Origin of the sequence: Streptomyces sp. RPA4-2, from assembly GCF_012273515.2 — a bacterium.
GTDB classification, from domain to species: domain Bacteria; phylum Actinomycetota; class Actinomycetes; order Streptomycetales; family Streptomycetaceae; genus Streptomyces; species Streptomyces kaempferi.
In genome coordinates this window covers 755,267-781,951 of sequence record NZ_CP050975.2, presented here as the reverse complement: position 1 = coordinate 781,951, position 26,685 = coordinate 755,267, and the positions used below count along the sequence as shown (strand labels likewise).

General features: G+C 70.6%; 23 protein-coding genes. 15 read left to right on the top strand and 8 right to left on the bottom strand.

Features of this window, described 5'->3' with window-relative positions; genetic code table 11:
* Positions 1 to 10 precede the first annotated feature (10 nt).
* Positions 11 to 2,227, bottom strand: a complete 2,217-nt coding sequence (locus HEP85_RS02980; RefSeq protein WP_168525946.1) for an RICIN domain-containing protein — start codon at positions 2,225 to 2,227, stop codon at positions 11 to 13.
* A gap of 33 nt (positions 2,228 to 2,260) precedes the next feature.
* On the bottom strand, positions 2,261 to 3,643 hold the full coding sequence (locus tag HEP85_RS02975) for a lectin (protein WP_168525944.1): 1,383 nt from the start codon (positions 3,641 to 3,643) through the stop codon (positions 2,261 to 2,263).
* Positions 3,644 to 4,383: 740 nt separating this feature from the next.
* Here HEP85_RS02975 and HEP85_RS02970 point away from each other — a divergent pair.
* The 6 genes from HEP85_RS02970 (at position 4,384) to HEP85_RS02945 (ending at position 10,124) form a co-directional block, all read left to right on the top strand.
* The gene (locus HEP85_RS02970; RefSeq protein ID WP_168525942.1) at positions 4,384 to 5,436 is read left to right on the top strand and encodes a beta-ketoacyl-ACP synthase III; all 1,053 of its coding nucleotides are present in this window, start codon (positions 4,384 to 4,386) and stop codon (positions 5,434 to 5,436) included.
* 88 nt (positions 5,437 to 5,524) lie between these two features.
* A complete protein-coding gene (locus HEP85_RS02965) occupies positions 5,525 to 5,773 on the top strand; it encodes an acyl carrier protein (RefSeq protein WP_168525940.1) in 249 nt (82 codons plus the stop codon).
* Positions 5,770 to 7,002 carry a beta-ketoacyl-[acyl-carrier-protein] synthase family protein gene (locus HEP85_RS02960; RefSeq protein ID WP_365221422.1) on the top strand — a complete coding sequence of 411 codons (1,233 nt, stop codon included), beginning with the start codon at positions 5,770 to 5,772 and terminating at the stop codon, positions 7,000 to 7,002. Before HEP85_RS02965 ends, HEP85_RS02960 begins: the two co-directional genes overlap by 4 nt.
* Positions 7,003 to 7,043: 41 nt before the next feature.
* Positions 7,044 to 8,039: a 3-oxoacyl-ACP synthase III family protein gene (locus HEP85_RS02955; protein ID WP_168525938.1), complete on the top strand. Its 996-nt coding sequence runs from the start codon at positions 7,044 to 7,046 to the stop codon at positions 8,037 to 8,039.
* A 64-nt stretch (positions 8,040 to 8,103) separates the two neighbouring features.
* Positions 8,104 to 8,883 (top strand): ferredoxin, encoded by a 780-nt coding sequence (locus HEP85_RS02950; RefSeq protein ID WP_168525936.1) that lies wholly within the window; start codon positions 8,104 to 8,106, stop codon positions 8,881 to 8,883.
* A gap of 26 nt (positions 8,884 to 8,909) precedes the next feature.
* Positions 8,910 to 10,124 (top strand): cytochrome P450, encoded by a 1,215-nt coding sequence (locus HEP85_RS02945; RefSeq protein ID WP_168525934.1) that lies wholly within the window; start codon positions 8,910 to 8,912, stop codon positions 10,122 to 10,124.
* An 88-nt stretch (positions 10,125 to 10,212) separates the two neighbouring features.
* On the opposite strand, the gene HEP85_RS02940 is transcribed toward HEP85_RS02945, so the two are convergent.
* Positions 10,213 to 11,112, bottom strand: coding sequence for an NAD(P)-dependent oxidoreductase (locus HEP85_RS02940; protein WP_168533251.1), 900 nt, complete (start codon positions 11,110 to 11,112; stop codon positions 10,213 to 10,215).
* A gap of 188 nt (positions 11,113 to 11,300) precedes the next feature.
* Here HEP85_RS02940 and HEP85_RS02935 point away from each other — a divergent pair, with 188 nt between their 5' ends.
* Positions 11,301 to 11,897 (top strand): TetR/AcrR family transcriptional regulator, encoded by a 597-nt coding sequence (locus tag HEP85_RS02935; RefSeq protein WP_168525932.1) that lies wholly within the window; start codon positions 11,301 to 11,303, stop codon positions 11,895 to 11,897.
* 163 nt (positions 11,898 to 12,060) lie between these two features.
* On the opposite strand, the gene HEP85_RS02930 is transcribed toward HEP85_RS02935, so the two are convergent.
* On the bottom strand, positions 12,061 to 12,489 hold the full coding sequence (locus HEP85_RS02930) for a DUF6086 family protein (RefSeq protein WP_168525930.1): 429 nt from the start codon (positions 12,487 to 12,489) through the stop codon (positions 12,061 to 12,063).
* Between the two features lie 117 nt (positions 12,490 to 12,606).
* Positions 12,607 to 13,512 (bottom strand): AraC family transcriptional regulator, encoded by a 906-nt coding sequence (locus HEP85_RS02925; protein ID WP_168525928.1) that lies wholly within the window; start codon positions 13,510 to 13,512, stop codon positions 12,607 to 12,609.
* A 191-nt stretch (positions 13,513 to 13,703) separates the two neighbouring features.
* On the opposite strand from HEP85_RS02925, the gene HEP85_RS02920 reads away from it, so the two are divergent.
* The 3 genes from HEP85_RS02920 (at position 13,704) to HEP85_RS02910 (ending at position 15,725) form a co-directional block, all read left to right on the top strand.
* Positions 13,704 to 14,021, top strand: coding sequence for a putative quinol monooxygenase (locus HEP85_RS02920; RefSeq protein ID WP_168525926.1), 318 nt, complete (start codon positions 13,704 to 13,706; stop codon positions 14,019 to 14,021).
* A gap of 138 nt (positions 14,022 to 14,159) precedes the next feature.
* The gene (locus HEP85_RS02915; protein ID WP_168525924.1) at positions 14,160 to 15,134 is read left to right on the top strand and encodes an alpha/beta hydrolase; all 975 of its coding nucleotides are present in this window, start codon (positions 14,160 to 14,162) and stop codon (positions 15,132 to 15,134) included.
* A 159-nt stretch (positions 15,135 to 15,293) separates the two neighbouring features.
* Positions 15,294 to 15,725, top strand: coding sequence for a universal stress protein (locus tag HEP85_RS02910; RefSeq protein ID WP_168525922.1), 432 nt, complete (start codon positions 15,294 to 15,296; stop codon positions 15,723 to 15,725).
* A gap of 198 nt (positions 15,726 to 15,923) precedes the next feature.
* Here the strand turns inward: HEP85_RS02910 and HEP85_RS02905 are convergent, their stop codons facing one another.
* Entirely contained in the window at positions 15,924 to 16,058 is a 135-nt protein-coding gene (locus tag HEP85_RS02905) for a hypothetical protein (protein WP_282189828.1), read from the bottom strand.
* Between the two features lie 66 nt (positions 16,059 to 16,124).
* Between HEP85_RS02905 and HEP85_RS02900 the strand changes: the two genes are divergently transcribed.
* The 5 genes from HEP85_RS02900 (at position 16,125) to HEP85_RS02880 (ending at position 21,379) form a co-directional block, all read left to right on the top strand.
* Entirely contained in the window at positions 16,125 to 17,129 is a 1,005-nt protein-coding gene (locus HEP85_RS02900; RefSeq protein ID WP_168525920.1) for a TIGR03885 family FMN-dependent LLM class oxidoreductase, read from the top strand.
* Positions 17,120 to 18,820: an alpha-amylase family protein gene (locus tag HEP85_RS02895; RefSeq protein WP_168525918.1), complete on the top strand. Its 1,701-nt coding sequence runs from the start codon at positions 17,120 to 17,122 to the stop codon at positions 18,818 to 18,820. Before HEP85_RS02900 ends, HEP85_RS02895 begins: the two co-directional genes overlap by 10 nt.
* A gap of 143 nt (positions 18,821 to 18,963) precedes the next feature.
* The gene (locus HEP85_RS02890) at positions 18,964 to 19,851 is read left to right on the top strand and encodes an NAD-dependent protein deacetylase (protein WP_168525916.1); all 888 of its coding nucleotides are present in this window, start codon (positions 18,964 to 18,966) and stop codon (positions 19,849 to 19,851) included.
* Positions 19,852 to 20,225: 374 nt separating this feature from the next.
* Positions 20,226 to 20,720, top strand: coding sequence for a sigma-70 family RNA polymerase sigma factor (locus HEP85_RS02885; protein ID WP_211117807.1), 495 nt, complete (start codon positions 20,226 to 20,228; stop codon positions 20,718 to 20,720).
* Positions 20,717 to 21,379 carry a hypothetical protein gene (locus tag HEP85_RS02880; RefSeq protein WP_168525912.1) on the top strand — a complete coding sequence of 221 codons (663 nt, stop codon included), beginning with the start codon at positions 20,717 to 20,719 and terminating at the stop codon, positions 21,377 to 21,379. Before HEP85_RS02885 ends, HEP85_RS02880 begins: the two co-directional genes overlap by 4 nt.
* 81 nt (positions 21,380 to 21,460) lie before the next feature.
* On the opposite strand, the gene HEP85_RS02875 is transcribed toward HEP85_RS02880, so the two are convergent.
* Together HEP85_RS02875 and HEP85_RS02870 are read right to left on the bottom strand one after the other, a co-directional pair.
* Positions 21,461 to 25,921, bottom strand: coding sequence for an AAA family ATPase (locus HEP85_RS02875; RefSeq protein ID WP_369657564.1), 4,461 nt, complete (start codon positions 25,919 to 25,921; stop codon positions 21,461 to 21,463).
* On the bottom strand, positions 25,918 to 26,349 hold the full coding sequence (locus HEP85_RS02870; protein ID WP_168525906.1) for a hypothetical protein: 432 nt from the start codon (positions 26,347 to 26,349) through the stop codon (positions 25,918 to 25,920). The genes HEP85_RS02875 and HEP85_RS02870 overlap by 4 nt, the downstream gene beginning before the upstream one ends.
* Positions 26,350 to 26,685 lie beyond the last annotated feature (336 nt).

Here is a 26,685-nt window from a genome sequence, read left to right as displayed (position 1 = left end):
TCTGAGCGGGTCACGGGTAGCTGACGAGGTTGGCGACGTTGGTGGCGGAGTTGGACGGGCCGCCCCGGTCGTTGATGACATGCCGGATGGTGCCCGTGCCGCCCAGGGAGACCGTCACCATGTCCTTGAACTTCACGTTCGCGTTGTTCGGCGCCTCGATGGCGTGCTCGGCGGCGACGGACGAGTTGACGTTGAAGTAGCAGTAGCTGCCGAATCCGTACACCTGGTGACTCGTCACCGAGTTCGCCACCTTGTAGGCGGCGTAGCCCTGGGTGGAGCCGTTCATCCAGGCGGCCTGGTTGGGCGGGTCGTACGGCATCTCGTTCTGGTAGAAGTACGTGCGGCCGCCGTTGCCGTTCCAGAGGGTCTGGTACTTCTGGTAGTGCTCGACGAACAGGCCGTACATCGTCACGTCGTCGCCGTTGACGACGAGGCCGGTGTCGGCGGTGTTGCTGGTCCAGCCCACACCGCTGCCGTGGTCGGCGCGCCACAGCCACAGGTGGTCGCCGATGACGTCGTCACTGTTGATGGTCAGGCTGGTGGTGGCCTTTCCGACGCCCGCGCCGCCGATGCGGAAGAAGACGTCGTGCAGAGAACTGGGGTCCGCGCTGTGGTCGGCGGAGGAGCCGCTCGGACCCATCTCCACGAGCTGGGCGGAGTTGGTGGTCCCGGCGTCGATCAGCAGACCCGCGAGCTGGATCCCGTCCACGTCCGCGACCGTCATCGCCGTGATGCCGTTGTCGGGGATGAGCGTGGCCAGGCCGAGGCCGAGGACGACGGTGTCGGGCCGGGTCACCTTCAGCGTCTGGTCGAGGTGATAGACCCCGGGCGTCACCAGCAGGTTCTTGCCCTGGGCGAGCGCGTCGTTCATCTGGGCGGCCGTCGCGCCCGGCTTCACGATGAAGAAGTCGGAGAGGGGCAGCGACGCGCCCGCCGGGGTACCTGCGCTCCACGTGGTGCCGCTGGTGTTGGTGCGTACGGAGGGCACGAACACCTTCCAGGCGCCCGCGGAGTCGACGTAGAGGAAGGGCTTCTCACGGGTGACCGGCGCCTGGGCGACCGTGGTGTACGGCGGGTTGGGGAAGCTGTTGGCGGGGGCGTTCTTGGAGCCGACGAAGACCATGTTCCAGTTGGAGCCGGTCCAGCTGCCCCACTCGGTGTTCCGTGACAGCCACTGCTGCTGCGAGCCGGAGTTGACCTGGCCGTCGATCTTCGTGTCGGCCATGTAGCCGCCGCTGGACCAACCGCCGTCGTCCAGGGCGAGGTTTCCGCGCAGATGCATCCGCCGGTACGGAGCGGCCTGCGACACCGCCCAGCGGTCCGAGCCGCCCGTCGGGGTCACCGACAGGTTCTCCGCCGACCGCCAGAAGTTCTGGGTGGCGTTGCCCTGGAACCAGTCGGCCTCGGCGTGCACCGCGCCGCGGATATTGACGTCGTCGGGGGAGAGGCCGAGGCCGGCGACCTGGGTGTAGAAGCCGACGTTGGCGTTGGCGTCGTAGGTGCCCGGCTTGAAGAGGAAGGCCTTGCGGGCGGTGCCGAACTGGTTGGTCTCCTGTTGCGAGAAAGCCGAGTTGAGGCTGCTCTGGATCGTGGCCGCGGGCGTCGACGGATCGAAGACGGTGACGTTCGGGCCGAGGTCCGGGGTCCCGGGCGGCGGTGTCGCGTCGACGGGATTGACGAAGAACGACTGGGCCGCGGTGCCGTTGCACGTGTACTGCTGGAGCTGCACGCTGTCCGCGGTGGACGCGCTGGGTACGTCCAGGCACTTGCCGCTGTTGCGGTTGACGAAGTGGTAGGAGCCGCCGGAGTCCGCCACGGCCTGCCACTGCTGGTTGTTGCCGCCGCTGTACGTCCACAGCTGCACCAGCGCGCTGTCCGCCGTCGAGACATCGGTGACGTCCCACGCCTTGGTGGCGTCGGCGCGGTTGTCGACCTGGGAGTAACCGCCGGACGTGGCCGCGATCTGCCACTGCTGGGCCTGGCTGCTGTTGCACGCGTACTGCTGGACGGCGGTGCCGTTCGCCGTCGCGGCCGCGCGCGCGTCGACGCACTTGCCGCTGGCCGCGTTGACGACCGTGGCCCAGCCGGTGGGCAGGGCGGCGGCCGCGGCGGTCGCCTCGTTCTGCGTGGCGGCCGCCAGGCCCGAGACGGTGGTCGCCACGAGGGCGACCGCGGTGAGCGCTTTCGGTATCCGGCGGCGGCCGGAAGGTCTTGTTGATCGGAACACGGGGTTCTCCTGCGCTGGTGGGGGTGGGGAAGGTCAGCCGGTGTACTTCGCGAGGACGCGTGTGTAGTCCCAGTCCTGCTGGCCCACCCCGGAGCAGCTGTCGGCGACGCCGCTCGTGCAGGGGCGGTCGCGGTTGACCGACCAGAAGGTCAGCCGCGCCAGGTGGTGCTGCTGGGCGTAGCCGAGGATGGTCTGGAAGTCGGCGACGGTGACCGTCTCGTTCTGGTCGGTGATCCCGTTCATGGAGGAGATGCCCATGTCCCGGTACGCCTGGTCGTCGCTGTAGCCGTAGGCGTTCTTGAGTGCCGTCTTGAGGCCCTCGGCCGCGCGCAGGGTGAGCGTGCCCATGTTCTGGCCGGCGCCACCGAAGTCGAACGGCATGATCGTCCAGCTGTCCACGGTCAGGCCGGACGAGGCGGCCCGGTTGATGAGTCCCGTGTCGGGGCCGTTCTGCCCGGTTCCGATGGTGACGTACACCTTGATGCCCGGGTTGTTGGCCTTGACGGTCTTGAGCGCGTCCACGGTGCGCTGTTGGACCGTCGTGTTGCTGTAGGCGTCGGCCTCGATGTCGATGTCGATGGCCTTGAGCCCGTAGGCGTTGATGACCTTCTGGTACGCGGACGCCAGCTCCCCGGCACTCGAGCAGGAACTCTCCAGCTTGTTGCCGCTGTAGCCGCCGAACGACGGGATGATGTCACCGCCGCCCGCCCGTACGGTGTTGACCGTCTGCTGGTCGACGCCGCCGGTCAGGGCGCGGCCGCCGTCCCACTGCGGGTTGCAGTAGCCGTTGCTGAGCACGAAGGCCAGCGTGAACCACTTGACGCCGGTGGCGTTCATGACGGTGGTGGGGTTCGGCGGGCTGCCCCAGCCGTTGTAGAGGTACGGGGCGACGGCCATCGGCGCGTTGGGATTCGTGCCGCCGCCGTCCGCGGCGGGCACGGTCCACTTCTGGTTGGCGCTGCCCGTACAGGTCCAGATCTGTATCGGGGCGCCGTTCGCCGAGGTGTTGCCCGTGACGTCGGCGCACTTGTTGGCCTGCGGATTGACGATGTCGCGGGCCGCGGAGACCGTCCACCTCTGGTTCGCGCCGCCCGAGCAGTCCCACAGCTGGAGCCTGGCACCGTCCGCGGTCGAGTTGCCGGTGATGTCAAGGCACTTGCCGAGGGCCCGTATCGTTCCGTCGGAGCCGACCGTCCACTGCTGGGCGGTGGTCCCGTTGCAGTCGTAGAGCTGTACGGCCGTTCCGTTCGCGGAGTTCGCCCCGGCCACGTCGAGGCACTTGCCCGCGAGACCCGTGATCGTACCGGTGGCTGCGGAGGCGGGTGCCGCGGTCAGGGCACCGGCCGAGAGCGCGAGCAGCGAGGTGGTGAGCGCGGCGCGCAACACGGTTGAGCGCGTGAGGCGTTGGCTGGTCATCAGGGGGGATCACAGCCCTTCAGGTGAGGCTGATGGTGGGGGAGTGTTCACGTTCATGAACGATGGGTGCATTCATGGAGCCGTGGTGATCGGGAACCTAAAGGTCTGAACCAAAGTCGTCAAGAGATGAAGCAAAGGAGTCTGTGAATTGGGCTCGGAGCACAAGGAGTTGAACGTGGCGGAGCCCGCTGCCGGAGTCGAAGTTCCGACCGCGCGACACCCGGTTCGGTCACGTTTCCGAACGTCAGTCGGTCGTCAGTGCGTTCGGACGTGGAATTGCTGCCCGAATCTCCCGGTGCTTCGTTCGGGACGCCGTGATCGGGGGCGGAGTGGGTAAGCCGTGCCTGCCGGTGCCGGGAGTCGGGAGCTCGCAGGTGGGGGCGGGGTGGCGCCGCTGATCGGGTCCGACGGGACGCGGTGGGAGCGTTTGCGCGCTGTTCATGTGTGCGGCGCGTTCTCGAACGGTCGTCCCTTTTTGCCGCCTTTCGGGTGGCGCACGACTGGCCCAATGGCCGTAACGATTCTGCGGTCCCGTTGCTGAGCTGGCCTTTTCCGGTCATTCGGCTTCAATGGTTCTTTCGTTCGAATCTCGTCGCGTGGCGAGGTGATCTTGATCCGATCTACAGTCATGCCGCTCGTTCAAGATCACTCCCCACCGAGGCGTGTGTGACTCACCAATTTCCTTGCCCCGACGCTCTTTTGGCGATCCCACTGTCGGCCCCGCGCACCGAGGTCGCCCGGTGACGACGGCCGTCCTCGAGGGCATCGCCGGATTCGTTCCGCCGCGTACGGTGGCCAACGGCGAGCTGCCCGTCGGCTGGTGTGTCGACGACGCCTGGGTGCGCAGACGCAGTGGCATCGGTGAGCGGCGTTGGGTCGCACCCGGTGTCGCCACGGGCCATCTCGCCCTGGAGGCCGCTCGCAAGGCGCTGTCCGTCGCGGGCCTTCCGCTGGTCGACGCCGTCATCGTCGCCACGTCCACTCCCGACCGGCCCATGCCGGCCATGGCGCCCTGGCTGGCCACCCGGCTCGGGCTGGGCGGGGCGGCCGCGTGGGACGTGTCCGCCGCGTGCACCGGATTCGTCTACGGTCTCGCGACGGCCTCCGGTGTCCTGGCGTCCGGGTGTGCCGACCGGGTCCTCCTGGTGGCCGCCGAGGTGTACTCGACCTTGATCGATCCGCAGGACCGTTCCGCCGGAATCGTGTTCGCGGACGGTGCGGCGGCGGCCGTACTACGGAGGGGCGGCAAGGGCGAGCCGGGCAGCGTCGTCGCGTTCGACCTCGGCAGCGACGGCTCGCAGGACACCCTGATCCAGGTGCCCGGCGGCGGAGCGCTGGAGCGTGCCCGCCCCGACGACTACCGGCCGGAGGACCGCTACTTCCGTATGCGCGGACGTGAGGTGTTCCAGCACGCGGTCACCCGGATGGCACAGTCCGCGCGGACCGTGCTCAAACACGCGGGCTGGTCGGCCGAGGACGTGGACCGGTTCTGCGCCCATCAGGCCAACGCCCGCATCCTGTCCGCCGTCGGAGCCCGCATCCCCGTGCCGGCTCACCGGCACGTCACCAACATCGAGCGGGTCGGGAACACGGGCTCAGCCTCCATTCCACTGGCCCTGGCCGACGCCGCGGCCCGGGGTGAACTGCGCAGCGGACAGCGCGTACTGCTGACCGCCTTCGGAGCCGGACTGACCTGGGGATCGGCCGCGCTGCTGTGGCCGGAGCTCCCGTCCGTGCCACAACTCGACGGTGTCGTCCCGCCGGTGGCGGTCCCCGCCGCTCCGGCCGTCTGACCCTCGGTCCTCCCCGGGGCCCGCCGTCCACCGTCTCCCCTCGTCACCTTCCCTGCCACCGCTGTCAGTTGTGTCGAAAGGACCGTCCATGTCCCCCGTCCGGACCGCCGTCACCACCGTACTGACCGAGAAGTTCGAGGTCAGTCCCGAGAGCATCCGCCCCGAGGCCACCCTGGAGAGCCTCGACCTCGACTCGCTCGCGCTCGCCGAACTCGCCCTGGCGCTCCAGGAGCAACTGGGCGTCCCCGTGGAGGAGGACGAGGCGGCCAAGCACAGCACTGTCGGTGAACTTGTCGCCGCGCTGAACGCCAAGCGAGCCCAGTGGGGCACCTCGTGACGTCACGTCAGTCCGCTGTCTCGATCACCGGCCTGGGGTTGATCACCCCGGCCGGTGTCGGCCGGGAGCCGACCTGGGAGGGGATCCTGCGCGGCCGTTCCGCCGCGGCGACGGACCCCGAACTCAAGGACTGCCCTGTCGATTTATCCTGCCGCATCCCGGCCATGACTCCGGAGCAGGCCCGAATCGGCGGCGGCAAGGCCTGGCGCATGGGTCACTTCAGCCGGCTCGCCGTGCTCGCCGCGCGCGAGGCGGTCGCCGACGCCGGCCTCGACCCCGCCCGGTGGGACGGTACCCGCGTCGCCGTCGTGATCGGTTCCGGGCTCGCCGGAGCGGCGCACCTGGAGGAGCAGACCCTCCGCCATCACCAAGGCGGTCCCGAGCTGGTCTCCCCCGCGCTGGTACCCATGCTGATCCCCAACATGGCAGCGGGAGAGGTGCTGTTGGACCTCGGCGCCCATGGGCCCTCCCTGGCGACGGAGACGGCGTGCGCGTCCGGCGCCAGCGCGCTGGCCACGGCGCGCCACCTGCTCCTGGCCGGCCTGTGCGACATCGCGGTCGCGGGGGGCGCGGAGGCGGCCGTCACTCCCGTGATCACCTCCGGCTTCCAACGGATGGGCGCGCTCTCGGCCCGTACCGGCGACCCAGGGGCGGCGTCGCGGCCCTTCGCGGCGGACCGGGACGGCTTCGTGATCGCCGAGGGCGCCGCCGTACTCGTACTGGAACGGGAGGCGGACGCGCGGGCCCGAGGCCGGCGCGCCTACGCGCGGCTCGCGGGGGTCGGCCTCTCCTCCGACGCCCACCATCCAACCGCCCCGGCTCCCGGCGGAGTTCACGCCGAGGTGGCGCTGCGGGCGGCGCTCGCCGAAGCGGACCTGCGCGCGGCCGACGTCGATCATGTCAACGCGCACGGCACCTCCACGCCCCTCAACGACCTGACCGAGGCCGAACTGATCGGCCGGGTACTTCCCCACCGGCCCAGCGTGACCGCGCCCAAGGGAGTGCTCGGGCACAGCCTCGGCGCCGCCGGCGCGATCGAGGCGGCGCTCACGGCCCTGACCATCCACCGGTCCACCGTGCCGCCGATCGCCAACCTCACGGCCGACAACCTCGCCTTCGACCTGGACTGCGTGACGGAACGGCCGCGTACCCAGCGCGTCCGCGCCGCCGTGAGCCAGTCCTTCGGGTTCGGCGGGCACAACGTCGTGCTGCTCCTCACCGAGGACTGACCTGCCGCCCTTCAGTGAGGACCGAACCGAGGACTGAATCAATGACCGTTCACAGCAGCATCGTTCACGCGACCGTCCACATCCCCGAGGGGCGACAGAGCGTGGCCGCGGTGGAGGACCGCTTCCGCGAGGGCAGCCCCGCCGTCACACTGTCCCGCGGAGTGCTCCAGCGCATGTACGGGCTGGCCGAGCGCACCGTGGCCCCCGACCACGACCAGCCCTCCGACCTGGCCGTCCACGCGGCGCGGCGCCTGCTCGCGGACACGGACACCGATCCGGCCGATGTCGACCTGCTCCTCTACGCGGGCATCCTCGCCGACATGGAGGAGCCCGCCACGGCCCATGTCGTCGCCGACAAGCTGGGCCTCGGGTGTCCCGTGCTCGACCTCAAGAACGCCTGCAACGGCGTCCTCAACGCCCTGGAGGTCGCCGACGCGTTCATCCGGGGCGGCCGGTACCGCAGAGTGCTGGTGACCACCGCCGAGGTCAGCACCCGCGAGAGCCGCTGGGAGGTCGACGACCCGGCGGACATCCTGAGCGCGCTGCCCAGCCTCAGCACCGGCGACATGGGCTCCGCCCTGCTGGTGGAGGCGAGCGCCCTGCCCGGCATTGTCGGTTCGCGCTTCTTCGCCAACTCCTGGGGCTGGCGCGCGGCGACGCTGCCCAACCCCTACGCGCAGCACCGAAGGCTCGGCCATCTCCGCATCGACTCCCAGCAGTTGGTGGACTCGTTCGAGGGACTGCCCGACAAGGTACGCGGAGCGCTGAAGGAGATCGGCGTCGAGAGCGACGACCTGGACCTCGTCTGTGTGCACCAGCCGTCGGTGCCGTTCACCCGGGTCGTCTGCGACTGGGTGGGCGTGGACCCGGCACGGATCCTGGCCACCTTTCCGGCCCACGGCAACGTGGCGACCAACACCATCCCGCTCCAGCTGGCCACCGCCCTGGAGATCGGGCGACTGCGGCGCGGGGATCTGGTGGGCATGTTCGGCTTCGCGAGCGGGGCCAGCGCGGGAGTCGTCGTCTGCAGGTGGTGAGCCGCTGTCACCCCCGGGAACCCCCTGCCTCATCCGACTCCGTACGCATCCGAAAGGCACCCCCATGACCTCATCACCCGCATCCGTCCGGGTGCCCGGCACTCCCCGCATTGCACCCCTCCCACCGTCCGAGTGGCCCGCGTCGCTTCGGTCCCTCCTGGCGGACTCCCACAAGGACGGTGCCGGGCGGGTCAACCTCTTCGGCACCCTCGCCCATCACCCCGTCCTCGCCCACGCCTGGCTCTCCCTCGCGCGTGTGCTCACCCACGAAGGAACGCTCGGTGACCGCCGACGCGAGCTGGTCGTCCTGCGCACCGCCCACCGGCTCGGCGGGACCTTCGTCCACGAGCGCCACCGCACGCCGGCGACGGAGGCCGGACTGACGGCGGAGGAGATCCGTGCCACGGCAGCGGCCCCGGACGCCCACCCCTGGACGGACGAGGAGCGCACACTTCTGGAGACCTGCGACCTGCTCGCCGCCCACTCCACGCTGCCCGACGGACTGTGGCAGCGGCTTGCGCGTGAACTGGACCCGGAGCAACTGATCGAACTGCTGGTCCTGGCCGGCCAGACCGCGGCCATGTCCACCACTCTCGGCGTCCTGCGCACCCCCTCCGACGACGCCGGGGCGGTACGCCCGCACCTCACCGTGCGCGTGGACAGGCAGCGCTGCCGCAGCGCGGGGCGGTGCGCCGGGGCCGCGCCGGAGGTGTTCGAGCAGAGCGACACGGACGGACGCGTCACCCTGCTCGTACCGGAGCCCGATCAGAAGTACGCCCACGATGTGCGCCTGGCCGCGGACCTGTGCCCCAGCGGTGCCATCACCCTCATGGACGCCACGTGACCCCCCACCAGGAGACGACCCGGCTCATGACTGCCACCGCGCCCGCCCCTTCGCTCAACCTCCCCGGCTCCTACGGAACGTGTCCGTTCGATCCGCCCCCCGCGTACACGGCCGCCGCCCATGACGCCGCCGTCACCCGAGCCGTACTGCCGGACGGCACCGCGTGCTGGCTCGTCACCGGCTACGAGGAGGTACGCGCCGTGCTGGCCGACCCCCGCTTCAGTGCCGACGCGCGCAACCCCGGCTTCCCGTTCCTCTCGGCGGGTCAGCGGGAACTGGCGACCGCGAAGCCCAGCTTCATCCGCATGGACGACCCCGAACACGCTCGGCTGCGCCGTATGGTCACCAAGGACTTCCTGGTCAAGCGCATCGAGGAACTCCGGCCCGGAATCCAGGACATCGTCGACAGGGCCGTGGACCGAATGACGGACGGACGCACCTCGGCCGACCTCGTGGCCGACTTCGCCCTTCCGATCCCGTCGCTGGCCATCTGCCTGATGCTGGGAGTTCCCTACGAGGACCACGACCTGTTCCAGTCGCTCAGCCGCACCCTGCTCGACAACGGCACGACCCTCCAGCGGGCCGAACGGGCGCATGCCCAACTCATGGACTATCTGACGGAGTTGGCCGAGCACAAGCGTCGCCACCCGGCGGACGACATTCTCAGCCGGCTGGTGGCACGCGACGACCTCACTCCTCAGGAGACGGCGTCACTCGGGTTCCTGCTGCTGGTCACCGGTCACGAGAGCACCGCGAACATGGCGGCCATCAGTGTACTCGCGCTGCTGCGCGACCCCGCGCAGACGGCGCTCCTGCGCGACGATCCGGAACTCGTCCGCGGAGCCGTCGAGGAACTCCTGCGCCACCTCACCATCATCCACCTCGGCCTGGGCCGTGTGGCGACGCGCTCCGTCGAGGTCGGCGGGGTCACCGTCGCGACGGGCGACGGGGTGATCTGCATGCTGTCCACCGCCAACCGCGACCCGTCGCTGTTCGCGACGGAGGGCGGCACCTGCCCCTCCGAGCTCGACGTCACCCGGGACGCGCGGCGCCATGTGGCCTTCGGCCACGGAATCCACCAGTGTCTGGGCCAGACCCTGGCCAGGGTCGAGCTTCAGATCATCCTCGCCACCTTGCTTCGGCGCCTGCCCGGACTGCGCCTGGCGACACCACCGGACCAACTCGTCTACCACCAGGACGCCATCGTCTACGGCCTTCGCGCCCTGCCGGTGACCTGGTAGCCGCGAGCGGACCGTGCCGGGCAAGGAGCCCTGCCCGGCGTCTGGTTCGTGCCGCGCGCATCGCCCGGGGCGCGGCATCCCGTCCGCGTCAGTCGCCCGGCGAGCCGGGGCGGCGCGCGCTGCCGGTCCGCGCCTCCAGTGCGTGCAGTACGGCCACCATGTCCTCACCACCGTGGCCCTGGGCCACCGTCTCGTCGAAGAGCGCGTGGCAGATGTCGAGGAGCGGGGAGGCGAGGCCGGCCTTTCGGGCGGCCTCCGCGATCAGGCGGTTGTTCTTGAGGACGTCCGTGGTCGCCGCCTGGACGGTGAAGTCGCGCGCGAGCAGTTTCGGCGCCTTCACGCGGGACACGGCGCTGGTCATCGGGCCCGCGTCCAGGACGTTCTGGAGCAGGCGTTGGTCCAGCCCGTGCCCGTCGGCGAAGTGGAAAGCCTCGGTCAGACCGGTGACCAGCGTGATCAGGAACAGGTTCACCGAGAACTTCATCAGCAACGCGCAGGGGACGGGACCGCAGTCGAACTCCTCACGGCACAGGGGGGCGAGCAGCGGGCGCACGGCCTTCACCGACTCGGCGTCACCGGCCAGCATCGCCACCAACTGCCCCTGCTCCGCCGGGACTCGGGAACCGGAGACCGGCGCCTCGACGTACCTTCCGCCCGCGGACCTGATGTCGTCCCTCAGGCCGACGGAGTACTCAGGCGAGACCGTGCCCATGTGGACGACGGTGTGTCCGGCGACGCGGGCGGCGAAGTCCGGGGTCCCCCGCCCGAGGACGGTGTCGACGGCGCTCTCGTCGGCCAGCATGAGAATGACGGAGTCCGCCCGGTCGAACACCTCACCCGGGTTCGAAGCGACCTCGGCTCCGGCGGAGCGCAGGGGGTCGCATCTGGCCCGGGTGCGGTTCCAGACGACGAGGGGGGTGCCCGCGCGGGCGAGGTTGAGCGCCATGGGCTGTCCCATGACCCCGAGGCCGACGAACCCCACGTACACCATGCGCCACCGCTTCCGCTCCACGCCGAGGAAGCCGAGGACGCCGAGCCGTCGCCGGCGTCGACCGGCAGACGTGTCGGCGCGCCGTCGCCCTTCGCGATTATGACAGCGGTCATAGTAGTCGGTTCTATGACGGCGGTCATAGGCTGGACTCCGGACAGTTCACGGAACGGTGGTGGAGGTCAGGGATGGCGGTGTCCGAACGGGGGCCACGGGAGCGGATGGTCTTCAGCGCGGCCCAGCTCATCCGGCGTGACGGGGTTGCCGCCGCGGGCATGCGGGAGGTCGCCGCGCACGCCGGAGCGCCGCGCGGTTCGCTCCAGCACTACTTCCCCGGTGGCAAGGAACAGCTCGTCAACGAGGCCGTCGGTTGGGCGGGTCGGTACGCGGGCAATCGTGTCGCCCGCTTCCTCGCCGCGCTGCCCGAGCCCACGCCCAGCGCTCTCTTCGCCGAGATGGTCCGCCAGTGGACCGAGGAGTACCGGACGGCCGGCTTCGCGGGAGGTTGCCCGGTGGCCGCCGCCACGGTGGACTGCGCGGAGTCCACCGTCTCCACACGGGAGGCCGCGTCCGCCGCCTTCACCACCTGGACCGGCGCGGTGTCCCGGGCCCTGGCGGACATGGGCGTGCCCGAGGGGCGCGCCGACGCCCTCGCCACGCTCATGATCAGCGCCCTGGAGGGGGCGATCCTCATGGCCAGAGCCGAACGTGACCTCCGCGCTCTGACGACCGTGTGCCAGGAACTCGGCCCTCTTCTCGACGCCGCGGCCGGCAAGGCGGAGTGACCGCCGTCTTCATCTGGGGCGTCACGGGAGAGCGAAGGGGGAGTGATGGGGGGCTGGTCGGGACGTGGTGAGGTGCGGCGCTTGCGTAACCGGACGCGCGGTGCGCGGTGTTGGCCCCGTGCGGCGGCGTGCTTCCTGGCCCCTGTCGGCGGGAGAGTGTGGCTCAGCGGGCCATGAAGCGGCCGAGCTCGAGCGACCTCTGGTGCAGGGAGGCCGCCCATGTCTCCTGGTCGGGAGCCGGAGTCGCCGGGACCTGGATGTCCGTGAGTTCCTCGCTTGCGGCGCTCTCGCCCGTGTTCCAGGCGACCTCGATGTCGGCCCTCCGTGCGAGAACCAGCACCGTGGAGACGAACCCTTCGGACAGGGCGATCATGACGGCATGAGTGGTTCGGCGATGCCGCGCCAGCAGCGCGTCGACGAACGCCTCGAATTCGCCGGGGGCGATCTGGCACTCGTCGGCCTCCATGGGCCCGATACCCGACGGCAGTCCCAATTCGGCTTCGAAGAGGGTGACTTGGCGCAGGAACAGCCGTGAGGCGCCGTTCGACGGGTTCCACAGCGTCCGGCCGCCCATGGCGTAGTACTGGCTCAACGGGGCACCTCTCCGGTCGTCACGCGGACAGCGTAGTCATTCGGGCGGCGATCGCCGCGGGAAGCCGGGACGGGCCGGCACGGGACGGGACGCGTCGTGACGGGGCCTCGGTGGCGGTCAGGGGAGAACAGCCGCGGTGGTCCCCGCGGTGAGACGCAGGCGGGCGGCGTCCTGGCTGGGAGGCGCCCCGAACTGGCGGCGGTATTCCCGGCTGAACTGTGACGGGCTGTCGTACCCGACGCGATGGCCGACCCCCGTGACGTCATGGGGATGGACGGCGAGCAGCAGCCGGGCCTCCTGAAGCCGGATCTGCTTCTGGAAGCGGATGGGGCTCATCGCGGTCACCGCCTGGAAGTTGCGGTAGAAGGCGGAGACGCTCATGCCCGACAGCTGCGCCACGTCCTCGACCCGGAACGGCTGCGCATAGTGTTCGCGGATCCAGCGCACGGCCCGTGCGACGTGGCTGAGGCTGCTGTCGGCGAGGCCGAGCTGGCGCACGATGCCGCCCTGCTCGCCGGTGATCAGCCGCCACAGGATCTCGCGCTTGACCATCGGAGCGAGCACCGTCCGGTCACGCGGCTCGTCGAGCAGACGCAGCAGCCGGACCACCGCGTCGAGCAGCCGGTCCGAAGCGTCGCTGACGGCGATGCCCGGCAACGCACCCCCGCCGGTGCGGGGAGAGTCCGCGGATCCTGCCTGCAGCAGCAGTTCGGCGACGGCCGACGGTTCCAGCGTCAGACCGAATCCCAGTGCCGGACGCTCCGGGGAGGCTCCGACGAACTGGCCGGTCACGGGCAGGTCCACCGACGCGACGAGGTACTGCCCAGCTCGGTACTCGAACATCCGGTCGCCCAGTGCGAGACGTTTGGCGCCCTGGGCGATGACCGCCAGCACCGTGCCGGACATCGAGGGTGCCGGCGGGTCGGACCGCTCCACCTTCGAGATGAGGACACCGTCGATGGCCGTGGTCCAGTCGGGCCGCACATGCCGGTCCAGCAGGGTGCGGAGCTCTTCGAGATACATGCCCTCATTGCAGCACACGCCGCGTTCCTCGCTCCCGTACACGAGAGGATCGTGCAAGTGTCAGGCAGCATCGTTCTACCTTTTACGCAGGTCAGGCGGGTTCAATGGAGTCACTGGAATCCCGGGGAGGGCAGAAATGCTCCACCTCAGGACAACAGTCCGTCGACCCTCGCCCACGGAAGAAGGCAGTCATGACCGCCCGCTACGGATTCAACGCCACCCTGACCGCAAAGCCCGGAACGGGTGCGCGACTGACGGACCTCCTGCTGACCGGTCTGAGCGACGGCAACCCCGGCGCGAGCGAGTACTGCGTCGTCTATCTCGTCTGCCGATCGGCGTCCGACCCCGACGTCGTGCACGTCACCGAGGGCTGGACCAGCGAGGAGGACCACCACCGGATCTTCGCCGGTGACGCCGCGCAGGCGATCGTGAAGCGGATCGACGGGATGCTGGCCAAGGAGCCCGAGTACACGGACTACGTACCGGTCCGCGGCAAGGCCACTTTCTGAGAGGCCGCCGCTCGATCCCGCCCCGGCCCTCGCTCGCCCGCCCCGGCCCTCGCTCGCCCGGCCCGGCGCCCCGGCTTAAGCGCCCCCGCCCGTTGGTCCTGAACATCCCTCCGGCGCAACCCGACGAAAGGTGATCCCGTGACGTCCGTACGACCCGACATGGACCCCGAACTGCGCGCGCTGCTCGCCGACATGCCGCTCATGACGCGGCTCGACCCCGAAGTGCTCGCCCAACTGCGCCGGTTGCCGTCGGCTCCGGTCGAATCCCTCCTCGAAGGCCGCCAGGTCGACCGGCGCGAGGTCACCGTGCCCGGTGAGGGCGGTGCGCGGATTCCCCTGTCGGTCTTCAGCCCGTCCGGTGCCACCCGCGTCACCGGGGCGCCGTGCGTCCTGTGGATGCACGGCGGCGGGATGGTCATGGGAGACCGTTTCTCCCAGATCGACATACCTCTGGAGTGGCTCGACCTGTTCGGTGCCGTGATCATCTCCGTGGACTACCGGCTGGCGCCGGAAGCAGCTGGCATGACACCGGTCGACGACTGCTACCGGAGTCTCCTCTGGGTCGACGAGCACGCCGACGAACTGGGCATCGATCCCGCCCGTATCGTCGTGGCGGGAGTCAGTGCCGGCGGCGGCCTCGCCGCGGGAGTCACGCTGATGGCGCGCGACCGGGGTACACCGCCGATCGCGGCACAGATGCTCGTCTGTCCCATGCTCGACCATCGCAACGTCACCACGTCGAGTCGGCAGTACTCCGGCGGCCCCGGTGTCTGGACCCGTGAGATGAACGATTTCGGCTGGCGCTCGGTTCTCGGCGGCCTCCGCGACGACGAGGTGCCCGGCTACGTCTCACCCGCGGTGGCCGAGGACCTCTCCGGGCTGCCGACCACGTACATCGACGCCGGGTCGGCCGAGGTGTTCCGCGACGAGGACGTCACCTACGCCACCCGGATCTGGGCGGCCGGCGGCCAGGCGGAACTGCACATCTGGGCGGGAGGATTCCACGGATTCGACGCGCTGTACCCGCAGGCTCGCATCTCGGCCGGTGCCCGCCGGACGCGCAACGACTGGCTGGCTCGAGTGCTGTCGCCGACGGATAGAGCCTCGTCGTGATCGACCGGATCGTCGCCTCCAGCGCCCGGGACGATCAAGGGGTCGAAATCGGGAAGGCTCGCGCCGCGCCGGACGTTGCTCCTGGTGACACCGGCCCTTCGGCGTCACTGCTCACCGCGAAGATCCTCCGTATCTTCCAGAAAATGGAAAGAAGATTCCATGTTCCAGCGCATCCTGGTCGCCGTCGATCCCAGCCCCAGCCGGCTCTCCGCGGTACGCCTGGCGGGTGACCTGGCCCGGCTGTCGGACGCCCAGGTCCGGGTCGTGCACGTCGTGGCCTCCACCGCGACCCTCGCGGCCGTCGTCCCGCTCGAGGACGACGCCCAGGCGAAGGTCATCGTCGACGAGGCCCTGGCCGCCCTGCGCGACAAGGGCGTCAAGGCCGACGCGGCCCTCGCCCACGGACTGACCACCCAGATCGCCACGGCCATCTCCGAGGCGGCGGCGGAGTTCGACGCCGACCTCATCGTGCTGAGCCCCCATCACCGCGGATCCGTCGAGGCGTTGTTCAACCCCCGGATCAGCGACGCCGTCGCGCACGCGAGCCGCACCGCCGTCCTGCTGGCCCCGGAGGACGGCACGGCGGCCTGATCACACCGAGGACCACGCCACGCCGCTGTGAGGCGGCGGACACCGACCGCGAGGCCACGGCCCGCCCCGGAAGCGATCTCCGGGGCGGCCCGGCATCGGTCACCCGGGCACGGGCGGACCGGGACGGATGACCACGCCGCGCAGCCGGTCAGTGGCGGCGGCCGGGCCCCTGGTTTCGGCCGCCTCGGGAGGCGTTCCTCAGACGGGCGGGGTGCCGAGCTCGCCGCCGTCGGCGAACAGGATCGAGCCGCCGACGGTCATCGGGGCAGGTCCGCCGACGTACACCGGGGCAGGTCCGCCGACGTACACCGGGGCAGGTCCGCCGACGTACACCGGGGTTTCGAGGCTCTTCCGGCCAGGTCTCCGCTGAGGAGCGGCCGGGAGGGTACCCGCCCCGGCATGACTGTCTACGGATTACATGCCTCGCACGAACAGGTCCCGCCCGCGGATCTGCTCGACGCCGTGGTGCGAGCGGAACACGCGGGATTCGCCGCCGCCATGTGCTCGGACCACTTCTCCCCGTGGAGCGTCCGCCAGGGGGAGTCCGGATTCGCCTGGTCATGGCTCGGCGCCGCGCTCCAGGCCACCGACCAGATGCCGTTCGGCGTGGTGAACGCACCAGGCCAGCGCTACCATCCCGCGATCATCGCCCAGGCGGTCGCCAGCCTCGCGTCCATGTACCCGGGCCGGTTCTGGGTCGCGCTCGGCAGCGGCGAGGCCTCCAACGAGCACATCACCGGGGCACGTTGGCCCCGCAAGGACATGCGCAACGCACGACTGCGGGAGTGCGTCGACGTCATCCGGGCGCTGCTGCAAGGGGAGGAGGTCAGCCACGACGGGCTGGTGACCGTGGACCGGGCCCGGCTGTGGACGCTGCCGCCCGCCGTGCCACCGCTCATCGGAGCCGCGTGCAGCACGGCCACCGCGGCCTGGTGCGCCGAGTGGGCGGACGGCCTCATCACGGTCAACGCCCCGCGGGAACGGCTGCGCGAGATCGCCGACGCGTACCGGGACGCGGGCGGCCGGGGCCCCCTGCACCTCCAGGTGCACCTGAGCTGGGCACCCGACGAGAACGAGGCCCTGGCCCTGGCGCACGACCAGTGGCGCACCAACGTGCACTCGCCCCCGGCCAGTTGGGACCTCGACTCCGCCGAACTGTTCGACCTCGTCAGCGAACACGTCACGCCCGAGCACGTGGCGGAGACGGTCAACGTCTCGTCCGACCTCGGCCGGCACACCGCCTGGCTTCAGGAGTACGCGGCACTCGGCTTCGACACGGTGATGCTGCACCACGTGGGCCGTGAACAGAGCCCGTTCATCGAGGCGTTCGGGGCCGAGGTACTGCCACGGCTCGACGTCAGCCGCCCCCTTCCCGCCACGGCGAAGGAGTACCGATGCGTCTGACCCGCACGTCCGACCTGTGGTGGAAGAACGCGGTGGTGTACTGCCTGGACGTCGAGACGTACCAGGACGGCAACGGCGACGGGATCGGCGACTTCGCGGGCCTCACACAGCGCATCGACCATCTGGTGCGCCTCGGCGTGACCTGTGTGTGGCTCATGCCCTTCTACCCGACCCGGGAACGCGACGACGGATACGACATCACGGACTTCTACGGCGTCGACCCCCGCCTGGGCACCCTCGGCGACTTCACCGAGTTCGTCCGCACCGCCAAGGACCGCGGCATCCGCGTGATCGCCGACCTCGTCGTCAACCACACCTCCGAGGACCACCCCTGGTTCCAGGACGCCCGCTCCGGACGGGACTCTGCCCACCGCGACTGGTACGTCTGGCAGGACGCACCCCCCGAGGACGGCCCCGAAGGCGTGGTCTTCCCCGACGCGGAGGACAGTCTGTGGGAGTACGACGGGGGCAGCGGCCAGTACTACCTGCACCGCTTCTACAAACAACAGCCCGACCTCAACGTCGCCAACCCCGAAGTGCGCGACGAGATAGCCCGCGTCATGGGCTTCTGGACACAGCTCGGGCTGTCCGGTTTCCGGGTCGACGCCGTGCCCTTCCTGCTGGAGACGGCCGGGCAGGACGACGCCGGGGCACTGCCGAACCCGCACGACTACCTCGCCGACCTGCGCGCCTTCCTCGGCCGCCGCAACGGCGAGGCGGTGCTGCTCGGCGAGGTCAATCTGCCCTACGACGGCCTCGCCCGGTTCTTCGGCGACCCCGACTCGGACCGCGGCGACGAACTCACCATGTGCTTCGACTTCATCGGCATGCAGCGGATGTACCTGTCGATGGCGCGCGAGGACGCGGGGCCGCTGGCCGCCGCACTGCGGGACCGACCCGCCGCCCCGCGCGACGCCCACTGGGCCACGTTCGTACGCAACCACGACGAGCTCACCCTCGACAAGCTGAACGACGACGAACGCGCCGAGGTCTTCGCGGTCTTCGGCCCGGACAAGGACATGCAGCTGTACGACCGAGGGCTGCGCCGCAGGCTGCCCCCCATGGTCGACGGCGACCGCCGCCGCGTCGAACTCGCCTACAGCCTGCTCTTCACCCTGCCCGGCACCCCCGTCCTCTTCTACGGTGAGGAGATCGGCATGGGGGAGAACCTGGCCGCCGAGGGCCGTCAGGCCGTACGCACCCCCATGCAGTGGACCCCGGAGGCGGGTGCCGGCTACTCCACCGCCGAACCCGGAACCTTCCCCAACCCGCTGGCGGACGGCGCGTTCGCACCCCGGAAGGTCAACGTGTGCGAGCAGAGCCGCGACCCCGGCTCGCTGCTGAGCCGCATCCGGCTGTTCGCCGAGCGCTACCGCGAGGCTCCCGAGCTGGCCTGGGGCGAGTACCGCGTGGTCGAGGCGGGGGAGCGCGCCGTGCTCGCACACATCGGGTGCACCACCGACGGGACGATCCTGGCCGTCCACAACTTCGCGGACCGGCCGGTCACCGCACGGCTGCGGCTGCCCGAGGCCGGACCCGGCGGAAGGCTCACGGATCTGCTCGACGAGGGACATGCCGGGCTCACGGTGCCGGACGACGGCCTGCTCCCCATCGAACTGCCCGCCTACGGGTACCGGTGGCTGCGCGTCGGTACACCGGCGGACGACCCCGAAAGGGTCGCGTCCGACTGACCCCGTGCCCGCCGGGAAGAGCTCCCGAAGAGATCGACGACCCCGCGGCACGCAGGAAGGGACCGGCGCCCGCACGGAGCTCTCCCGGCGGGGGCGACCGCGCGGGCCGGTGCGCCGTGTCGTCGTGCCCGTACCCTGGCAGCATGCGCATGCGCCCCACTCTGAGCTGGACCCCTACGAAGGATCTGCCGCCCGGCACCACCGATCTGGAGCCGATCACGGACACGCTGAACACGGGGGGTGTGCTGGTGCTCAGCGGAGCCGGCATCTCGACAGAGTCGGGCATCCCTGATTATCGGGGCGAGAACGGCAGCCTGAGCCGGCACACCCCGATGACCTACCAGGACTTCACCGCGAGCGCCCAGGCCCGGCGGCGGTACTGGGCTCGCAGCCACCTCGGCTGGCGCACTTTCGGCCGTGCCCGCCCCAACGACGGACACCGGGCGGTCGCCGCGTTCGGGCGGCACGGCCTGCTCTCTGGGGTGATCACTCAGAACGTCGACGGACTGCACCAGCTGGCCGGCAGTGAGGGCGTCGTGGAACTCCACGGAAGCCTGGACCGAGTGGTCTGCCTCTCCTGCCGCGCATCGAGCTCGCGCCGTGAACTCGCCCAGCGGCTGGAGGAAGCCAATCCGGGCTTCGAGCCGGTGGCGGCCGCGATCAACCCGGACGGTGACGCCGACCTCGCCGACGAACAGGTCGGAGACTTCCGGGTGGTGCCCTGCACGGTCTGCGGCGGCATCCTCAAGCCGGACGTGGTCTTCTTCGGGGAGACCGTGCCACCGTCGCGGGTGGAGCACTGCCGCCGGCTGGTCCGCGAGGCCACTTCGCTTCTGGTGCTGGGCTCGTCGCTGACGGTGATGTCCGGGTTCCGGTTCGTCCGCGAGGCGGCCCACGCCGGGAAGCCGGTACTGATCGTCAACCGGGACCCGACCCGGGGCGACCAGCACGCCCTCACCCGGGTCGCGGTTCCTCTGGGAGCAGCCCTCACCACCGTGGCCGGACGACTGGACATCACCCTGGTGGACTGAGCCTGAGGTGCGGCGGCAGTGGGTGGTGCATACCGACAGGAGAAACCCCGCCGCCGCGACAAGGTGAAGTACGGTACGGCCGACCCCGCGGGCCCCTGTCTTTCGGACCCGGAGATCTCGGCACTCGCCGTAGGGCTCACAGCCTGCGCGCCAGTTCCTCCGCCGCCTGCCCGCCCGCCGCGGCCACCACCACCCCACGGCCGCCACCGCCCCTCCGCCCCTTCGCGATGTCCGCTCGCCGGTCTTGCAGAAGGCCTTGATCAGAAGGCCCTGACCGCGAGCACGGACAGAGTCGTCATGGATCTCCCTCGCGGAGGACGGCATCTTTGCGTCCCGTAGGTAAGCGGTTCGGGGCCCCAAAGCGTAGGAGGGGTGTGAAGCACCTGGATTTCAAGGAGTTCTACCAAGCCGACCGGGACGTATGCCTGCGGGCCGTCCTGGCGAGCGTCGGTGACCGGCAACTGGCCGAGGACCTGGTGGCCGAGGCCTTCACCCGCGCGTGGACGTCTTGGACGAAAGTGAGTCGGCATCCGTCACCGCGGGCGTGGGTCGTACGGACCGCGCTCAACACCCGTGTGTCCTGGTGGCGGCGCCGACGGCGGGAGGTGGCGCTGGCCGAGGACCACGAGGTCGCGGGTTCCACGGCCACCGACGCCGGCCTTGACCCCACGTTGCTGAACGCGCTGCGCCGACTACCGCGGCGGCAGAGGGAGGTGGTCGCCTTCCGGGTCTTCCTCGATCAGGACACCGCGGCCACCGCCCACGCCCTCGGGATCGCTCCGGGGACCGTGACCGCCCATCTCGCGCGGGCCGTCGCTGCGTTGCGCAGGGAACTCGTATCCGTACCGCAACAGGAGAACCTGGCATGAACGACACGGAAACCACCCGGCTGCTGGACGCACTGAGGCATTCACTGGACGACGTCCGTCTCTCCACGCCGGTCGAGGAGATCGTCGCTGAGGGGCACGCACGCAAGCGGCGCCGCCGGGTCATGGGGGTCACCGCGGTCGCCCTCACCGCCGGCCTGGCTGTCGGCGCGTCGGTCCTCTCCCGCCCGTCGACCGCGCCACCGGCCGTCGCCACGTCGGGTGCGGACGTGCACATCCACACCGTCGCGTACACCGTGGACACCCAGAAGGACGGCACCATCCATGCCACCTTCGACAAGCAGCGGTACTTCACCGACCACGCCGGCCTGGAGGCGGCCCTGCGTAAGGCAGGGTTCCCCGTCCTCATCAAGACCGGTGTCTTCTGCAAGGGACCTGACGATGACGGGAAGCTGACTCCGTCGGGCGAGGGCGCCGGGGTGGATCGCGTACGGGAAGGAGTACGCGAGGACGACGGGAGAGTCACCTTCATCTTCAGGCCGGAGCACATGCCGCCGAACACCCAGCTGTTCATCGGCTACCTCGACAAGGCACAACTGGCCGCCGTGCACGGCAATCCCGGGTCGGTCGAGCGCCTCGTGCCCAGGAACACGAAGCTGACCTGCGACGCGGTCGCGCCCCCGGAGCACGTGTATCGGTAGGGCTACGACCCCTTGAAGAGGTCGCCCGGTGCTTCCGCCCGGGTGATCCTCCCTGGGTGGCACCCGGCCCGGATCGCCACTTCACCGTCCTGCCGGGCACGGCGCGTGGAAGGGCAAGTCCGGGACGTACCGCGCCCATTGCGCCCGGCTGACGGGCTCGCCGGCGCTCAGGCATACATGCCTGACGACGGAGCTCGGTTCGACGTTCCACACGGCCACGACGCTGCTGGTCACCGCGAGGTAGGGGGTGGGACTCTGCGGGCTGAAGGAGATGCTCTCACCCCCGAGGTCCACCTGGTTGAAGCCGAACGAGGCGCGCCAGACCGGGATCGCGGGGTCGGTCACGTCCCACAGTTCGATGTGGCCCAGGGCGGTCCCGGCGAAGCCGGTGAGCGAGCCGGTGCTGGTCATGGCGAGAGTGCGGCCGTCCGGGGTGAACGCGATTGATCCGCCGGTGCCGAGAGCACGTATCGCGCCCACTGGTTCCGCCGCGATCCGATTGTGCTCGACGGACCACAGGCGGACGGTGTCACCTGTGTCCGTGACGGCGAGCAGGCGTCCGTCTCCGCGGAACGCGGGTACGGCGTCGAGCGAGCCCGGGGTGAGCCGTCGTGGCGTCCCCGCGACCGGGTGCCGGGCGTCGGTGGTGTCCCACAGCAGCAGCCGACCGTCAAAAGTGCCGACGAGCAGACGGCCGCGGGGGGAGAAGACCAAGTGGAAGGCCCTGGCATGGATGACGGCGAGCCGCCGGGGATGCGCCGGCCGACTCACATCGAACAAGTGAACCGTCGACGGTGCGGCCTGATGGGTGGCGTCTCCGGTGTCCGAGACGGCCAGGACGTGGCCGTCCGCGCTGTACGCGAGGGCTCCGACACCGTTGGCGAGACCGGGGAGGGTCGTGAGCACCGCTTTCGGATGAGCGGTGTCGCGCAGCCGGACGACGGGGGCACCGCCCGCCCTTTCGGCGTCGGCCAGGACGCTGCCGTCGGGACTGAACGCGGCCGCGCCCGAGGCGGGGTCCCCGCTGCCGGGCAGATCGGCCAGCTTGCGGTGGGGAGGCGGTCCGGACATGTCCCACAGGGCGGCATGGTCGGCGCCGTGGACGATGAGCAGCCGCCGGCTGCCGCCGCTGAACTGCGCGGTGAGATCGAAGCCCGAAGGGGAGGTGCCGAGGCTGGAAGCCGCGCCCAGGCGTGGTGCGTTGGTGACGTCCCACACGTGGACGCCCGTGGTCGTGGCGTGCAGGAGAAGCACCGGAGCGCGGCTCGGGGCGAAGAGCGCGGGGACGGCACCGCTTTGGTAGGTGTCGGGTTCGGTGAGCTCGTTGACCTGGACGGTGTGCGCCGGGTCGGTCGTGTCCCACAGGTACACCTCGGTGCCGCAGGGCGTGGCGAGCAGGTCACCGGCAGGGCTGAAGGCGGTGGAGATCAGCTGGTCGGTGCAGTCCTGCAAGGTGTTGTTGAGCTTCGCCAGCAGCTTCGGATGTCGTGGGTCGGCGAGACCCCACAGGCGCACACCATCGGAGTGACCGTCCCCGGGCGCGGCCAGTACGGTGCCGTCGGCACGGAAGGAGACGCGGTGCGGTATCCCGTGCGGCTTCGTGGTGGGGGGTGGCGAGCCGGTCATCGTCGACACCGGGGCGGTGCGATCCGGGTCGGTGGTGTCCCACAGCCGGACCCTGCCGTCGGCGTCGGACGCGGCCAGCAGGTGGCTGCCGGGCGTGAAAGCGAGGGAGTCCACCTGGGCGCTGGGCCCGGTGAGTTCCGCCAGGGCTCTTGGTGACTCGGGATCAGTGAGATTCCATCTGCGGACGGCGCCGGCGGCGGTGCCCAAGGCGAGCAGGTGGCCGTCGGGGGCGAAAGCGAGAGCGGTGACCGCCTGGGACGGGGCCCGCGGCAGGGGGAGTCGGGACGGGTGCGCGGGATCGGCGATGGACCAGAGGTGCACTGTCGCCGCGTTCTCGCCGGTACTGGGCCGGGGTGTTGGGGCCGAGGGTGGGGCGAGCGCCGCGAGCAGCCGCCCATCGGGACTGAGCGCGACGGCTCCGGCGCCGGGCAGGTCGATGGTGGCCGCCCGTCCCCCCGACGTCCTCCACAGGACGACGGACAGACCGGTCGACAAGGCCATCGTGCGGCCGTCGCCGGTGCGGGCGATGTCGACGACGGAGTCCTGGCTGTCGTAGGAACCAGGGGTCTCGAGCATCGAGATGAGCGGGGCGACGCTGATTCCCGGATCCATCCGGTAGGCCGCGACGCTGAGTTGCTTGGCGAGGCCCGGCTGGGTGTCACGCAGGCCGGCGGCCTCGGTCGCCACCAGGCGGGCCACGGCATGGCGACGCTGAGCATCGGCCTGATGCTGGTAGACGGTTGCGGTGACGCCGCCGGCCGTCGCGAGCAGGAAGAGCACGACCAGTACCGTGAGTGCGGCGGTACGCACCCGCGCCGAGCGCCGTTCCTGGCGCAAGGACGCGTCGAGGAACTCCGTCAGCCGTGGTTCGTAGGCCTTGGCGCGTCCCGCGTTCGCGGCGCCTTCCCGAGCCGCGGCCAGCTTGCTCCCCCGGTACAGCAGGGCCGGGTCGTGATCGGACCGCCACCACACGTCGGCGTCGGCGGCCAACTGCTGCCGGATACGCAGCCAGTCGCGGTCCGCGTCGATCCAGCCGTGCAGTCGCGGCCACGCCCGGAGCAGCGCGTCATGACTGAGCCGTACGGTTCGCTCGTGGAGGACCAGCAGCCGCTCCCGGGCCAAGCGGTGCAGCGCGTCCTCGGCCGCCCGACGGTTCGACGTGCCGTCGAGAAGCGCATCGCGGTCGGCAGGGCGCCCGGTGTCCACGGTGCCGTCGCCGATCCGCACCAGGCGGGGCAGCATGTGACGCAGCGCATCCTGGCCCCCGGCGTCGAGTTCGCCGTAGACGCGGTCGGCGGTGGTCGCCAGCGCGGCGACGACTCCGCCGCTCGCGCGGTAACCGGCGACGGTCAGGCGGCCGCCGCCGCCCTGGGACCAGGTCGCCCGCAAGGCGTGGGAGAGCAACGGCAGACTGCCGGCCTGCGGTCCTGGTGGATTCACGGCGTCGAGTTCGTGCAACACCAGGTCTGCCAGGCCCTCGTCCAGCCGGACCCCGACCGTGGCGGCGGGCTCCTCGATCGCGGCCCGCAGCTCTTCCAACCGCATGGGCGCGGCCTGTACCTGGTGCTCCCGCAGGACCGCGGCCAGGACAGGCAGCGCCTGGGCCTGGCCGTAGAAGTCGGCGCGCAGCGCCATGACGACGAGGGTGCGCCCGCCGTCCGCGGCCAGCGCCGCCAGCGCGGCGCAGAACGCCGTACGTTCCCGCTCGCCGGCGGTGAACAACTCCTCCAGCCGGTCGACCACCAGCACCAGCCGGTCGTGACCGCGGTCCTCCAAGAACCGTCGGGCCAGCGGTACGGCCGATCCGGGGTCCTCGATCAGGGCGTCGGCCCCGGCGGGGCCGTCCGGATACAGCACGGCGGCCAGCGCGTGCACCGGATCGTCGCCGGGCGTGAGCACTGTCCATGGCCACCCGGTGGACCCCGGTAGCTGTGGGGCGCCCCGGCGCAACGCGGCCAGCAGCCCGGCGTGCAGCAGCGACGTCTTGCCCACACCCGACGGCCCGACGACGATCACCGGCCGTCCGGCGCTCATCGCTCCGGCGGCCGCCTCCAGGAGCTCCTCGACGAGTCGCTCCCGTCCGTGGAACAGTTCGGCGTCGTCGACGGCGAATGCTTCGAGGCCGAGGTAGGGGCAGCGCCCCGGTACGGTTCCGGCCTCGTCCTCCGGATCGGTCGCCGGCTCCGGCTGGGCGGCGTTCACCGCGATCACCAGGTCCCCCGAGCGGTCACCCGCCTGGCGGCGCGGCAGCGGTCCGCCCTTGGCCCGCAAGGTGCGGAACAGGAAGTCGTAGACGGCGTCGAGAGTCAGCAGCCGGGGCCCGCGGGGGTCGCCACGGTCGAGCAGGTTGATCAGTTCGCCGGTGAAAGCGGTGTAGTCGGCGTCCTCCGGGGCCAGCGCCAACTGCTCGGCCGAGGCCAGGAGGTGGATTCCATGCGCTCCGGGCAGCGTGATCGCCGGGGGCGGGGCGCCGGCGCCGAGCTTGGCGCGCCCGGAGAAACAGCAGTCGAGCACGACGACGACGGACGAGGCCCGGCAGACAGTGAGGGCCTGCTGGAGCGCGGACAACGGCAGTGCCTGGTGGGCGGCGAGGCCGGGGGTCAGCCGGTCGGTGCTGGTCGCGGCCAGGTACAGCTCGTCCCCGGGCCCGATCAGGCCATGGCCCACGTAGTAGATCAGCAGTACGGCCTGGGCGCGCTGTGCCTCCTCCGCGATGGCGGCGGCCATCATCCATGCGTCGGGAGGATCAAGGACCGTTCGTATCGATGCGGGCCGTACCCGGCATACCGTCAGGAGCTTGCGGTGCAGCTCTTCGACCGTGCGGGACACGGCGGGCACGGACGTCAGTGTCGGCCCCGCATGGGTCTGCGTGCCGATCAGCAGGATCCGGACACCGTCCCCCGTCAGATCCGTCATGACGGACCGGCGTCCGCATCCGGCCGGGCCGCTGTTTCATCCGAGGCCAGTTGTGCGGCCAACTCGCCCACGAATCCGCGCAGTTCGGCGGCGCTCAGCAACTGGACCCGCTTCGCCGACACCTCGAAGGACGCGCCGTCGCCGCGGGTCACCTTGAGGGTCACCTCACTGCGCCGGTGCCGGATCCAGGCGACCAGCGCGGTCGCCAGCGCGGTGACGGCGCCGCCCGGCCCGAGAGTCACGAGCAGTCCGTCGACGACCGGTCCCAGCGTGCCGGGGACCGGCGGGCCCTCCCTCAGCTCAGCACGGCCCCGGACCTCATCGACATCGTTCAACCACGTCTGTAAGGAACGCAGTTCGTTCGCGCTCGCGTCGTCGCCCGCGGTCAGCAGTACGGTGGCGCTCGCATCCTCCGTGTCGTCCGTCACGCCCATCACTTTCTCATCCCCTGGCCGCTCGCGGGAGGCCCACGCCTGTTCCGGGCGGCGGGCTTGTCCTGCACCGAGGTGTGCCGGGTACGAGGCGTAGGAGAAGCATCGGCTGACGGCGCTTCACCCTTGGGGCTCCATGACCGCTTTGCCTGCGCGTCGTCTTCGTGGCGTCCGGTACGCGCGTGCTGTACGAATATTGTTCGCCCGTTGTACGCCTTCTCCGTGTCTCATGGCGGAGGTTGTGAACGCGGCGGGGTGCAATCCGGTGTTCGGGTGCCATCCTGTGTGTTCACTTCCGTCTCACCCTGGGTTGCGCGCCCGGTGCCCCGGGCT

Excerpts from the sequence above, each read along its gene's own strand:
- HEP85_RS02975 (WP_168525944.1), bottom strand. The coding sequence starts at position 3,643 with ATGACCAGCCAACGCCTCACGCGCTCAACCGTGTTGCGCGCCGCGCTC.
- HEP85_RS02965 (WP_168525940.1), top strand. The coding sequence starts at position 5,525 with ATGTCCCCCGTCCGGACCGCCGTCACCACCGTACTGACCGAGAAGTTC.
- HEP85_RS02955 (WP_168525938.1), top strand. The coding sequence starts at position 7,044 with ATGACCGTTCACAGCAGCATCGTTCACGCGACCGTCCACATCCCCGAG.
- HEP85_RS02950 (WP_168525936.1), top strand. The coding sequence starts at position 8,104 with ATGACCTCATCACCCGCATCCGTCCGGGTGCCCGGCACTCCCCGCATT.
- HEP85_RS02945 (WP_168525934.1), top strand. The coding sequence starts at position 8,910 with ATGACTGCCACCGCGCCCGCCCCTTCGCTCAACCTCCCCGGCTCCTAC.
- HEP85_RS02935 (WP_168525932.1), top strand. The coding sequence starts at position 11,301 with ATGGCGGTGTCCGAACGGGGGCCACGGGAGCGGATGGTCTTCAGCGCG.
- HEP85_RS02925 (WP_168525928.1), bottom strand. The coding sequence starts at position 13,512 with ATGTATCTCGAAGAGCTCCGCACCCTGCTGGACCGGCATGTGCGGCCC.
- HEP85_RS02920 (WP_168525926.1), top strand. The coding sequence starts at position 13,704 with ATGACCGCCCGCTACGGATTCAACGCCACCCTGACCGCAAAGCCCGGA.
- HEP85_RS02910 (WP_168525922.1), top strand. The coding sequence starts at position 15,294 with ATGTTCCAGCGCATCCTGGTCGCCGTCGATCCCAGCCCCAGCCGGCTC.
- HEP85_RS02900 (WP_168525920.1), top strand. The coding sequence starts at position 16,125 with ATGACTGTCTACGGATTACATGCCTCGCACGAACAGGTCCCGCCCGCG.
- HEP85_RS02895 (WP_168525918.1), top strand. The coding sequence starts at position 17,120 with ATGCGTCTGACCCGCACGTCCGACCTGTGGTGGAAGAACGCGGTGGTG.
- HEP85_RS02890 (WP_168525916.1), top strand. The coding sequence starts at position 18,964 with ATGCGCATGCGCCCCACTCTGAGCTGGACCCCTACGAAGGATCTGCCG.
- HEP85_RS02880 (WP_168525912.1), top strand. The coding sequence starts at position 20,717 with ATGAACGACACGGAAACCACCCGGCTGCTGGACGCACTGAGGCATTCA.
- HEP85_RS02875 (WP_369657564.1), bottom strand. The coding sequence starts at position 25,921 with ATGACGGATCTGACGGGGGACGGTGTCCGGATCCTGCTGATCGGCACG.